Source organism: Ruegeria sp. HKCCA0235A (genome assembly GCF_013033235.1).
In the GTDB taxonomy this organism is placed as follows: domain Bacteria; phylum Pseudomonadota; class Alphaproteobacteria; order Rhodobacterales; family Rhodobacteraceae; genus Ruegeria.
Map to the genome: position 1 here is coordinate 113,785 of NZ_WQDQ01000007.1, position 12,672 is coordinate 126,456.

Genomic DNA, 12,672 nt, shown 5'->3' on the forward strand with positions numbered 1-12,672 from the left:
AGGATATTTTGGCCAGATGAAGAGGGCTCCGGCGCGTTCGGAGCGGAGACGGGAATGGACGATTTGAGTGCTTTTTGGACGGCCGCGCTGCGGCAGCTCTGGGGGCTGGACGCCCGTTTGACGCGGTTGGATGGTGAATATGATCTGAACTTTCGAGTGCACGCCACCAATGGTCAGGATTATGTGCTGAAGGCCATGCGGGCCGGATGCGATGCGGATCTGGTTGATCTGCAAATCAAGGCGCTGGCGCATATCGCTTCTGAGGCACCGGGATTGCCGTTTCCCAAGGTATTCCCTGATCTGACCGGCGAAATGTTGCCCGAGATTGCCGATTCTGAAGGACAGCGCAGGCTGGTTTGGCTGTTGGAGTGCCTGCCGGGCCAATGTTACGCGAAGGCCGCCCCAAAATCCGAAGAGCTGATCCTGAAACTGGGCCGCGTATTGGGGGCAACCGACCGGGCCCTGGAAGGGTTTGAGCATGAAGGGTTGCACCGGACCGGTTTCAAATGGGACCTGATGCAGGCGGGCTGGATTGCTGACAAGTTAAACGCGATCTCTGACCCCGCGCGGCGGGCGCTGCTGACGGAAATCTGTGAGGGGTTCGCTGCAATCGCGGATGTCCTTGCGGATCTTCCGAAACAGGCCATCCACAATGACGCCAATGACTACAACATTCTGGTCGAAGGGGAACTGAGCGAGCGGCGGCGGATCTCGGGCCTGACCGATCTGGGCGACATGTGCGCCGCGCCGCGCATCTGCGATCTGGCGATTGCCGGCGCGTATGTCGTGCTGGATCACCCCAAACCGGAACGGGCACTGGCTGCGTTGGTAAAGGGCTATCACGCGGCCAATCGGCTGCGGGCGGATGAGGTTGACCTGATCTGGCCGTTGCTGAGGATGCGGCTTGCCGTGTCGGTCGTCAACTCGACCCTGATGGCGGCCGAGAATCCGGATGATCCCTATGTGACGATCTCTCAGGCGCCCGCTTGGCGGTTCCTTGAGAACACATCCGTCAATGGCGGGCTGATGTCGGCGCGGTTGCGGGCGGCTTGCGGCTTGCCCGTGGTTGATGGGGCTGAACGCATCCACGCCTATCTTCAGGAACACCGGGGACATTTTGCCGACATGTTCGGCCAGGACCTGGGCGGTGTGCCCATGGGCTCGCTTTCGGTCGAAAACTGCGTCTGGCCGCAAGACCCATTCCACATGCCTTTGGCCGAGGCCGCGCGCGTTGGCGAGGAATACGGGCAGGACCTGTGGCTGGGTTACTATAACGAGCCCCGCCTGATCTATGCCGAGCCGGGGTTTCGCAAGGGCCCGTGGAAAGCCTCGGACAGGCGGACGGTTCATCTGGCCGTGGATGTGTTCGCGCCTGCCGGGACGGTTCTGCATGCACCGATGAGCGGGCGGGTCGAAGTGGTCGAAAACCGCGACCAGCACCTTGATTACGGCGGGGTGATCATCCTGCATCACGAAACGCCTGAAGGCGACCCGTTCTATACGCTCTATGGCCATCTGGACCCGGAATGCTGTGATCGGCTGAAACCCGGCGACCCGGTGGCACAGGGGGCCGCGTTTGCGCGGTTGGGCGATGCCGGCCAGAATGGCGGATGGGCCCCGCATGTGCATTTCCAGCTGGCCCTGACCACCGATGGCATGGAAGCGGACTGGCCCGGTGTCGGAAACCCGGACGAACTGGAGCTGTGGCACGCGGTCTGCCCGAACCCGGCGGCGTTGCTGAACCTGCCGGATGACAAGGTGTTCTATCACCCCACTGACAAAGCGGACATCCTGCACAAACGGCGGGCGCTTTTCGGGGGCAACTTATCCTTGACCTATGACGATCCGGTCATGCTGGTGCGCGGCTGGAAGCATCACCTGTTCGACGAATGGGGCCGCCCTTATCTGGATGCCTACAACAACGTCCCGCATGTGGGCCATGCCCATCCGCGCATTCAGGCCGTGGCTGCGGACCAGTTGAAGCGGATGAACTCGAACACCCGCTATCTGCATCCGGCACAGGTGGAATTTGCCGACAAGATCCTGTCGAAGATGCCGGATTACCTACAGGTCTGCTTTTTCGTCAATTCGGGAACCGAGGCAAACGAACTGGCCCTGCGGCTGGCCCGCGCCCATACCGGCGCGAAGGGGATCGTGACGCCGGATCACGGCTATCACGGGAACACGAACGCTGCGGTGGCGATCTCGGCCTACAAATTCAACAAACCGGGCGGCATTGGGAAAGCCGACTGGGTTGAACTGGTCGAGGTTGCCGATGACTATCGCGGGTCATTCAGGCGTGACGATGCGGACCGGGCACAGAAATTTGCTGATCTTGTCGATCCGGCGATTGCGGCCCTTCGGGACCGGGGACAGGGCGTGGCCGGTTTCATCGCGGAAACCTTCCCGTCGGTCGGCGGCCAGATCATTCCGCCCAAGGGCTATCTGCCTGCGGTTTACGAAAAAATCCGTGCTGCCGGCGGCGTTTGCATCGCCGATGAGGTGCAGACAGGTCTGGGACGACTGGGCGAATACTATTTTGGCTTCGAACACCAGGGCGCGGTTCCGGATATCGTGGTGATGGGCAAGCCAATCGGCAACGGGCACCCGCTGGGCGTGCTGGTGACGACCAAAGAGATCGCGGACAGCTTCAACAACGGGATCGAGTTCTTTTCGACCTTTGGCGGCTCGACCCTGTCCTGCCGGATCGGCAAAGAGGTGCTGGATATCGTCGATGACGAGGGGTTGCAGGACAATGCCCGCCGGATGGGGGATCGTCTGATGGCGGGGCTGCGCCAGATCGAAGCCGACTTTGGTTGCGTTGGCGACGTGCGGGGTATGGGGCTGTTTCTCGGCGTGGAACTGATCAACCCCGATGGAAGCGAAGGCACCGAGATTTGCAGCTATGTCAAAAACCGGATGCGCGATCACCGCATCCTGATCGGCAGCGAAGGGCCCAGGGACAACACCCTGAAAATCCGCCCGCCCCTGACCATCGAGGCCGAGGATGTTGACATGATCCTGTGGGCGCTGCGGGATGTGTTGTCCGAGGTGGGCGACTTTACCCCTGCCCCTGTTTGCGATCATGACCATCACCATGCCGGATGCGGGTGCTGCTGAACGAAAAAACCCCGGCGCATCGCCGGGGTTCAACCGTTTCACACACAGGGTCAGTGGAGCACGGCCGAGGGGGTCTGGTGGCCGGTGGTCGGCATTTTGAAATCTGCGGTCATACGTCTGAGAGTCAGCCCCAGTTCTTCCGACAGGGATGCCAGCGCGGGGGCAAAATCCGGACGTACGATCAAAGACGCCAGCATCATCGCATCTTCACGCGCCCCTTCGGACGCTGCCGCGATCATCTGTGCAAAGCAATTCTCATCCGCGCCAAGGCACGCACATCCAAGACCATGCCGGATCAGGGGGCGGCGGCCATGGGTGGCGCATAGCGAGCACAAGCGATCCAAAGTCAGCATTGCCGCACGCCCGCAATCCGCGCCCAGCGCGACTTGGAAATCGCTGGCAGCGTCGGCACGACCGCCCTCGCCTTCGCTCCACATCCGCAGATACATCACGGCACCCGCTTCGATGGGATCGAGATCGGCAAGGCGGCCAACCGCTGCGCCGCCGCGCTTGAAAGGCGCGCTCATTTCGTCAGGATCAGTTTGCCTGCACGGGTGATGCGCAGGGTATAGAGTTGATCGCCAAGTTCTATATGGGCTAGGTTGCCGCCCTTGGTCAGATCCTCGGCCTTGTGCGCGGGAAGCATCGAGACAGCGTAACCTTGGGTTGGGGTCGGGTTCTGTACGTTCATCGGGACATCTCCAGAGCGTTTCGGCATGGTGCCATATCTATCGCGTTTCAATTGATTTGGCTGACCCCGAAAGGGCTGGCTTTCTGTTCCTGCCGCTTAATCTGATTATTTTAGTAAGGATTGTCAAGCATCGTTTTGAAACAGGCGATTGCCCCCCGGTACAGGGCGGGTTAGGTCTTGGGTCGGGCGATGAAGGGCAAGCAAACATGACCGCAGCAGTTGTATTCGATCTGGACGGAACGCTGGTGGACAGCCTGGGCGATCTGGCGGCGGCGGCCAACCGCACGCTGAACGACGTTGGGCATGATCCATTGGCGACGGATATCATCAAAGGATTCGTCGGCAACGGTTTACCCAAGCTGGTCGAACGTATGATCCGGCATTGCGGGCTACCGCTGGATCGCCACGCGGAACTGACCCAACTGACCCTCAAACACTACAATTCCGCGGCCAGCGAAACGACTGTTCCCTACCCCGGCATCCCAGAGGCATTGGCCAAATTGCAGCAAATGGGATGCGTTCTGGGCGTCTGCACCAACAAACCCGAAACACCGGCGCGGCATGTGCTGGAAGCACTGAACCTGTCCCGGTATTTCGACGCGGTTCTGGGTGGCGACAGCCTTTCGACGCGAAAACCGGACCCCAACCATCTGTTCGCAAGCTTCGATGCGCTTCAGACGTCCGGCCCGCGTCTGTTCGTCGGCGACAGCGAAGTTGACGCGGAAACGGCTGCGCGTGCGAAGATCCCGTTTTTGCTGTTTACAGAAGGATACCGGAAGACGCCGGTCGCCGAAATTCCACACACCCTGGCCTATGGTGCATCACAAGATTTGCCCGCCCTCGTCGCCAAATTGATCAAAAGCTGACGCCGGTCGCGAAGATCATCGCGCCCTTCGACGCCCGTAGCGATCCGCATGGCCACCGACCCCGACTGCCATGACCCCCAAAAGTTAAGAGGGGCCGGCCGAGGGGGTGTGGCCAGCCCCTCATCGGGGAAAGTTAATACCGTGTGTGTTTGTGTGGTAAGTACGGTAAGTTATGTTTACCCCTGTTTGTCGCGGCGCGAAATTGGGGGTTTCCCGTAGTTCCCCAAAAAACGCGAAAAATAAGGGATAAATGGCGTTTTTCCGGCCCCGGTCATCTGCAAATTTTCGCATGCAAGACGGGCTTCTGGCCCGCAGCTTCGCAGGGATGATCTGCAAGCCGATTGCAAGCCAAGGGTAACCCTAGGAAAACCTGTCAGAAATCACGCGACCCTGAAATTACCTGAACAGAAAGGTGCTCTGCCAATTGACCGCATGAAACCGCCGGTTCAGATCCCGGACAGCCTGACAATTGCGTGTGTGTGATACTCAAAACCAAACGATCTGCGCCAAACGCGGCTGAATTCCGCGCCTCAACGCGAGATTCCTTGCCGACTCCGTCGACCCCGACTGCGCTTTCCGAATCTTCCCTACACCTGGCACGCGACGTTCAATCGGTTCTAGCAGCCTTCTGCGCGGCAGATGCGTGCCGGGTTGCGCTCAGGATATCAGGCTGTCGGGCACCAACACCCTGTTCATCACAACCCGACGAATCTGTCGGCCGTTTTCACAGCACCCTGCCGCGCAGGAAAACCGGCTATTGGTAATTCTTCGCCTTGGACATTTTGCCGATACCCGGATTGAACGCGTTGGTCGGGTCACAGCATTTGTAATGTGCCGCCAGGTCCGGCTTGGCCTTGTAAAGGTGCCCCACGTTATGTTCAGCAGGGTATTCCGCGCCGCGTTCGTCAAACAGTTTCAACATTGCGGCCTTCAGAGCTTTTGGGTCAGCCCCTTTTTTGACTATGTAGTCTTGATGCATCACGTGGCACATAAAGTGCCCGTAATAGAGTTTGTGAACCAACTGGTCTTCGATCTCAGGCGGCAGCTTCTCTAGCCAGTCCTGGTCGTTGCGGCGCAGTGCGACGTCAAGTGCGATGATATCTTCGACGTCGTCCGAATGGATCGCCATGTAACGCACCGCCGCGCCAGCCGCCGCAAAACGATGAAGGCCTGCGATCCTGGCCTCGCGCGCATCACATTCGAAAAATCCGCCATCCCGGTCACTCAGAAATCGCGGCAACCACTCAGCGGCCTCGGACACACCTTCATCCTTCATTTTCAGGATGAGGTGATGTTCGTATTTGTCGCGGAAGTCCGTCATCCGTTTGGGCAGTACACGGGGCCACAAAGCTATTGCTGCCTGCATGAAACGATCAGTGAAATTTCGCAAAAACGGAATGCGCCGCAGGCGTGCATCCACGGCGCCTTTCATCGCAAAGAACATCGGCAGACGGTCCGTGCCAAGCTTGTCGATCATCACGACCGTGTCCTTGCCATAGCGTGCTGCAATATCGAACGCTTCGCGATGCATGTATTCGGCCGAAACCGGCAGCGATTTGAACTCTGACAATATGTGGCGCCGCAGGTCCGCCAGATCGTCGGGATTGTTGGTGCCCACATAGAACACCTTCTCGACCTCGTTCTTGGGAAAGGTGTCAAGGCGCACGGCAAAAACGGCCAGCTTCCCGGCCGAGCCCGAAGATTCGAAAAGCTTGGCCTTGTCCGCATTGAACCGCGCAGGCGTTTCCGCATTCACGTCCCGCACGATCTGTGCGTAGTCGCTGGCCGACGCGCGTTTGTTGGTTGCCCCGGGATTGCGTTCGAACCTGCCTGCATCGAGGTTTGCAAGGATCTCTTCTGGCGTGCTGCCCAGATCGATGCCCAGATGGTTGACCAGTTCCAATTCACCCTGTTCGGTGATTTGGGCATAGACGGAAAGTTCCGTGTAAACCGGACCGCGCTCTACCAGAGAACCGCCGGAATTGTTGCATACCCCACCCACGATCGACGCGCCGATGCAGGACGAACCGATCACCGAATGCGGCTCGCGTCCGAACGGGGCCAACAGTTTTTCCAACGCAAAAAGCGTGGCGCCCGGAAAGCTGACGATCTGCTCTGCGTCGTTCAAGGGCACCAGAGTATCCATCCGACGCGTGTTGATCAGAACTACGTCACGGTCATAGGTGCCGGACGGCGTAGACCCTTCGGTCAGGCCAGTATTGGCCGCCTGCATGATGACGATCTTGTCGGCTGCAACGCAGGCTTGCAGGATCTTCCATTGCTCCAGCAGAGTCCCCGGCTGAACGACGCACAGCGCCTCACCCTCGCCCGAGCGGAAACCGCGCCGAAAGCGCTCTGTCGCGCGCTCTCCAATCAGCACGTGACGCGTACCGACGATAGAGCGGAAATGTTTGATCAACGCGTCATTGGTCATAACGGCCCCCGTTTCGGGTTAGGGATTGCGGAAACGAATATTTTCGCGGCTGAGCTGGCCAACACTGGTGACACCCATCAGCTTCATGTCGCGCTCGATCTCGGCACGCATCAGCCCAAGGGCCCGTTCGACCCCAGCCTGCCCCGCGGCAGCGAGAGGATACAGGTAGTGCCGCCCGATACCCACGGCTTTGGCCCCGATCGACAGCGCCTTAAGCACATGGGTGCCACGCTGAATGCCGCTGTCCATCATCACGTCCAGCTTGTCGCCGACGGCATCGACAATCTCGGCCAGTTGATCGAACGGCGTGCGCGATCCGTCCAGTTGGCGGCCACCGTGGTTCGACAGGATGATGCCGGTGCAACCGATCTCAGCCGCGCGTTTGGCATCTTCGACGGTCATGATCCCCTTCAGGCAGAACTGACCATCCCAGTCGCGCACCATCTGCGCCACGTCATCCCAGTCCATCGACGGATCGAGCATATCGGTGAAATACCCGCCAATCGAACTGGCCCCACCGCCCATATCCACATGTTCCTCAAGCTGAGGCAGCCGGAACTTTTCATGGGTGACATAGTTGATCCCCCACATCGGCTTGATCGCAAACTGTATCATGCCGCCCAGCGTCAAGCGGAACGGGATCGAGAACCCCGTGCGCAGATCACGCTCGCGGTTGCCGCCGGTGATGCTATCGACGGTCAGCATCATGACCTCGACACCGGCCTCTTTGGCGCGCTGCATCATGGCGGCGTTCAACCCGCGATCCTTGTGAAAGTAGAATTGATAGACCTGCGGGTTCTTGTGTTTTTGGCGCAGCTCCTCCAGCGAGACGGTTCCCAGAGAGGAAACTCCGAACATGGTGCCGTATTTCTCGGCCGCCGCCGCGACGGCGCGCTCGCCCTGATGGTGGAACAGGCGTTGCAACGCGGTGGGTGAGCAATAGACCGGCATGTCCAGTTTCTGCCCCATCACAGTGACGGACATGTCCACGTCCGAAACCCCACGCAGGACCGAAGGCAACAGATCGCAGCGGTCGAACGCCTTGGTGTTTTCCCGGTACGTCACCTCATCATCCGCGCCACCGTCGATGTAATTGAAGATCGGCCCCGGCAGTCGTTGCTTGGCCAGCCGCCGGAAGTCGTGGAAGTTATGACATTGGCTCAGGCGCATCCGATAAGCTCCTTAGTAGGCGACCGACGGCAACCAGGTGGCAAGGGTCGGCCACAGAAACACTAGCGCCAATCCGGTCAATTGCAGCAGGACAAATGGGATGATGCCCTTGTAGATATGCGTCAGCTTGATCTCTGGTGGGCAAACACCTTTGAGATAGAACAAGGCAAAGCCAACGGGCGGCGTCAGGAAGCTGGTTTGCAGCGTCACCGCAACCAGGATCACAAACCACACCAGCGCCGGTTCATCCAGAACGCCAAAGCCGGGGATATCGATGCCCAGACCGTTCACGATGGGGCGCATCAGGGGCAGCACGATCAGCGTGATCTCGATCCAGTCCAGTACGAAGCCCAGCAGGAAGACGATGAACAGGATGAACAGAATTGTCCCGTTGGCGCCAAAGCCGGTGGATTGCACCACGTGTTCGATCAGCTCATCCCCGCCCAACTCGCGCAGGACATAGGAAAACACAGTCGCACCGAGGAAGATCGCAAAGATATAGGCGGTGGTGTTGAAGGTCGACACCAACACGTTCCACAGTTTGGCAAAGGTCAGCTTGCGATAGCCCAGCGCCAGCAGGGTCGCACCCAAGGCACCGATGCCGGACGCTTCGGTTGGCGTGGTCAGACCGGCAAAGATCGACCCCAACACGGCAAGGATCAGCATCAGCGTCGGGATGACTGCGATCAGCACGTCCTTCACGGCTGCCCAGTCGGGGGCTTTCGCGCCTTCGGGTACGGGGGCCGCGTCGCGTTTCACCAGAGCCAGAATGAAGATGTAGGTCAGATACAAGGCGCCGATGATCACGCCCGGGAAAACCGCGGCCATGAACAGGTCACCGACTGACAGGGCCATTTGATCGGCCATGATCACCAGCATGATCGAGGGCGGGATCAGAATGCCCAATGTCCCCGAGGCCGAAACCACGCCCGCCGCCAGCGTCGGCTGGTACTTCTGCTGCATCATCGACGGCAGCGACAGCACGCCCAGCAGAACAACCGAGGCACCAATGATGCCGGTCGAGGCCGCCAGAATGATCCCGATCAGGGTCACGGTGATGGCCAGTCCTCCGCGCACCGTCCCGAACAGGCGCTGCATCGAGGACATCAGACGCTCGGCCACTCCGGATTCGTCCAGCATCAGCCCCATGAAGATGAACATCGGGAGCGCAACCAGAACTGCGTTAGACATGGTGGCATAAACGCGGTTCACCACAGCACCCAGGGTCAGGTAATCGAGCCCGGTAAAGGTGCTCTCAAGACCCGTCCACAGCATAAGATCGTTGTCGAACAGGTAAGCCAGACCGCAATAAGCCACACCGACACCCGCCAGCACCCATGCCACCGGATAGCCAGTGAACAGCAGCGCAATGAAGGTCAGGAACATCGCTATGACCAGCTTTTCCTCGGTCGTTTCGACAAGGAAGGTCAAGCCCACGCAAACAGCGGCGAACACGGCCAGAACCAGCAGAATACGGCGCAGCGGCGCGCCTTCACGTTCCGAGGCCGGCCCGTAGATCAGCGCGTGCCCGTCGTGGATCAGCCGCGCCAACGCCGCCAGAGCCAACAGCACAAAGCTGATCGGGATAACCGCCTTGAAAGCCCAGCGTGCAGGCAGGCCAGTTGGGCTGTCCGAGCGTTCGTTGACGCGGAAGCTTTCGTAGAAATAATCATAGCCCTGATCGACCATCAGATAGATGAACGGGGTCAGCAGGGTCAGGATGCCGATCACTTCGATGATCCGCTGCGCGCGGCGCGAAAGCTGCATATGCAGGACGTCCACACGCACATGGCTGTCGGTGATCAGGGCATACGAGATGCCGATCATCGTGACGATTCCATAGAAATGCCACTGGATCTCATCCAGTTTCGGGTAGTTCTGGCTGAACAGGTAGCGCAGCGAGACCTGTGCGAAGATCGCGCCCATCAGCAGGACATTGGCCCACATGACGACATGACCCACAGCCTTGACCCCGGCGTCGATCGCGACGGCGATTTTCTGGCGGTCGGAATCGGGGTGTTCCAGGATGCCTTCATAGGCTTCGACCGGATCGTTGAGGTTCTTTTGGGTGGTCATGGTCATTCCTCGCTCAGCAACCCGGAATACGGGTAGTGAAAGGTTAGAAAGTCCGAAGATCGAAAAGCAGGAACCGGAGCGGCGGATCGGGCCGCCCCGGCAACGTCAGTGAGGGAGAGATTACTGACGTGGGAGGAAGGCGTTCGTCTTCCAGAGGTTATAGCCGTCACGGAATTCGTTCATGTCGGCCAGAACCTTGGCAAAGAAGGCATCATTGGCGGCTTCTTCTGCGGCAACCTCTTCCCAGGTCGCGCGGAAGGTATCCAGCATCTCGGGTGACCACTGCTTTATGGTGACGCCGTTGTTTTCAACGTTGTCGATCAGGGCCGCGTGCTGGATGGCTTCGCCTTCGGCAAAGCTGTCCGCCATCGAAGCCTTGCAGGCGCTTTCGATGATTGCCTTGTGCTGATCGCTGGTTTCGTTCCAGACGTCCTTGTTGATCAGCAGTTCAAACACGGTCGCCTGCTGATGCCAGCCCGGGAAATAGTTGAACTTGACCAGCTTGTGGAAGCCCAGGCGCGCGTCGATGGCAGGCATTGAAAACTCGGTCGCGTCAATCGCGCCTTTTTCCAATGCGGGGAAGATCTCGCCACCTGGCAGCAGCGAGGTCGCCACACCCAGTTTTTGCATCACCTTGCCGCCCAGACCAAAGAAACGCATCTTCAGCCCGTTCAGGTCCTCGGGCGAATTGATTTCGGACGCGAACCAGCCCGAGGTTTCCGGCGCGATGATGGCGCAGGGCAGTACTTTGACGTTGTAACCGGCCTGATCATACATCTCCTGATACAGGGTCATGCCGTTGCCATAATACAGCCAAGCCATGTATTCGCCCGCCTCGGGGCCGAACGGCACGGCCGAGAACAGCGGAGCAGCCGGGATTTTCCCGGCCCAGTAACCAGCCGTGGTGTAGCCCGAGTTGATCTTGCCTGTGGACACGGCGTCCAGAATTTCGAAGGGCGGCACCAGTTTTCCCGGCTCGTACACCTTCATCTTCAACGTGCCACCGGACATCAGTTCCAGCTGATCAGCCACACGTGGAATAGGCGAACCCAGGCCCGGCAGTTCGGTCGAAAAGGCAATCGGTGTTTTCAGCAGCAGCTTGTCCGCCGCAACTGCGGGTGCCGCCAGCAGGCTGGCGGCCACGGCCAGGCTTGTCAGGGTCTTCTTCATGAAATCTCCTCCAGGGTTGGTCGGGTTTTCTCCGATCAGTGGCGCAGGCTCTTCCAGCGCCGCTCCGGTGGTAAACTAACTTTACCAGCTAAAACCAGTCAATAACTTTGTTTACCACTGACTCTAACCGAAACTGGAATCTCGCCTTCTACAAGCCACGCAAAATCCCGATATGACTGCATCAAAAACTAACAGATTCTCCAAAAATCATTCAGAAACAGACACGTAATTCACGTTCGGGAAGAACAGCCTCGCGCTTGAAATCTGAACGGATATGGTTATCTTTGTTTACCAGTTATTCTGGTTATTTCAGCGTCACACGGGGCAATATCTCATGAACACCACGGCGATTTTTGAACCGGTTGGACACGAATCGCTGGCTGATGCGGTGGTTTCACAGGTCGAGGACCTGATCGCTTCGGGCATCCTGAAGCAGGGCCGAAAACTGCCTTCCGAGCGCGATCTGGCCGAGATGCTGCGCGTGTCGCGCCCGAAGCTGCGCGAGGCCCTTCAGGTGCTGGAAGAACGCGGGCTGGTCACAACGCAACACGGTGAGGGAACATTCGTCGCGGCCCTGACCGGACAAGCCATGATGCCCGCGCTTCTTGCTTTGTACGAACGCCACGAGCCGGCTTTCTTCGACTATCTGGAGTATCGCCGCGAGCAGGAAGGTTTCGCGGCCCGGCTTGCCGCACGTCGCGCCACCAAGGCAGACAAGGAACGGATTTCCGAGATCCTTGATGAAAACGAGCGTGCCTGGCAGGAGCAGGACACCAAGGCTTCGCAAGAGGCGGACTTTGCGCTGCATTCCGCGATTGTGGATGCCAGCCAGAACGCGACCCTGATCCACATGATGGCGTCGATCTACGAACTCACCCGCAAGGGCGTTTTCTACAATCGCGACTTCCTGCGCACGATCGATGGGACCGGCGAAAAGCTGTTGCAGCAACATCTCGAACTCGGCCGCGCAGTGATCGAAGGTGATGAGGAGCGGGCCGAAAAAGCGGCAACGGATCACATCGACTTTGTCGAAGAGTCCTTCAAACTCGGGATTGAACAGCGGCGACGCGAAGCCATGGCCGAAAAGCGCCGGATACTGTCGCGCTGACGGCGTTGTCACCCATTTGCCTTTCTGATTGCGGGGC

At 59.1% G+C, this 12,672-nt stretch carries 9 protein-coding genes; 3 read left to right on the forward strand and 6 right to left on the reverse strand.

Annotated elements, in window-relative coordinates; all coding sequences use genetic code 11:
- The first annotated feature begins 54 nt into the window (after nt 1-54).
- Nucleotides 55-3,120 (forward strand): aminotransferase class III-fold pyridoxal phosphate-dependent enzyme, encoded by a 3,066-nt coding sequence (locus GOW56_RS13520; protein WP_171206224.1) that lies wholly within the window; start codon nt 55-57, stop codon nt 3,118-3,120.
- Nucleotides 3,121-3,170: 50 nt separating this feature from the next.
- Here the strand turns inward: GOW56_RS13520 and GOW56_RS13525 are convergent, their stop codons facing one another.
- Together GOW56_RS13525 and hemP are read right to left on the reverse strand one after the other, a co-directional pair.
- Nucleotides 3,171-3,647 (reverse strand): hypothetical protein, encoded by a 477-nt coding sequence (locus GOW56_RS13525; RefSeq protein WP_171206225.1) that lies wholly within the window; start codon nt 3,645-3,647, stop codon nt 3,171-3,173.
- Complete coding sequence (gene hemP, locus GOW56_RS13530) at nt 3,644-3,811, reverse strand: hemin uptake protein HemP (protein ID WP_083445319.1); 168 nt, start codon at nt 3,809-3,811, stop codon at nt 3,644-3,646. Before hemP ends, GOW56_RS13525 begins: the two co-directional genes overlap by 4 nt.
- 206 nt (nt 3,812-4,017) lie before the next feature.
- Between hemP and gph the strand changes: the two genes are divergently transcribed.
- Nucleotides 4,018-4,677 (forward strand): phosphoglycolate phosphatase, encoded by a 660-nt coding sequence (gene gph, locus GOW56_RS13535; protein ID WP_171206226.1) that lies wholly within the window; start codon nt 4,018-4,020, stop codon nt 4,675-4,677.
- Nucleotides 4,678-5,431: 754 nt separating this feature from the next.
- Here the strand turns inward: gph and dld are convergent.
- From dld to GOW56_RS13555, 4 genes are all read right to left on the reverse strand, one after another.
- Nucleotides 5,432-7,111 (reverse strand): D-lactate dehydrogenase, encoded by a 1,680-nt coding sequence (gene dld / locus GOW56_RS13540; RefSeq protein WP_171206227.1) that lies wholly within the window; start codon nt 7,109-7,111, stop codon nt 5,432-5,434.
- Between the two features lie 18 nt (nt 7,112-7,129).
- Nucleotides 7,130-8,281 carry an alpha-hydroxy acid oxidase gene (locus tag GOW56_RS13545; protein ID WP_171206228.1) on the reverse strand — a complete coding sequence of 384 codons (1,152 nt, stop codon included), beginning with the start codon at nt 8,279-8,281 and terminating at the stop codon, nt 7,130-7,132.
- A gap of 12 nt (nt 8,282-8,293) precedes the next feature.
- Nucleotides 8,294-10,357 carry a TRAP transporter large permease subunit gene (locus tag GOW56_RS13550; protein WP_171206297.1) on the reverse strand — a complete coding sequence of 688 codons (2,064 nt, stop codon included), beginning with the start codon at nt 10,355-10,357 and terminating at the stop codon, nt 8,294-8,296.
- A 120-nt stretch (nt 10,358-10,477) separates the two neighbouring features.
- Nucleotides 10,478-11,527 (reverse strand): TRAP transporter substrate-binding protein, encoded by a 1,050-nt coding sequence (locus tag GOW56_RS13555; protein ID WP_152458932.1) that lies wholly within the window; start codon nt 11,525-11,527, stop codon nt 10,478-10,480.
- Between the two features lie 334 nt (nt 11,528-11,861).
- Here GOW56_RS13555 and GOW56_RS13560 point away from each other — a divergent pair, with 334 nt between their 5' ends.
- On the forward strand, nt 11,862-12,635 hold the full coding sequence (locus tag GOW56_RS13560; protein ID WP_171206229.1) for a FadR/GntR family transcriptional regulator: 774 nt from the start codon (nt 11,862-11,864) through the stop codon (nt 12,633-12,635).
- The last annotated feature ends 37 nt before the right edge of the window (nt 12,636-12,672 follow it).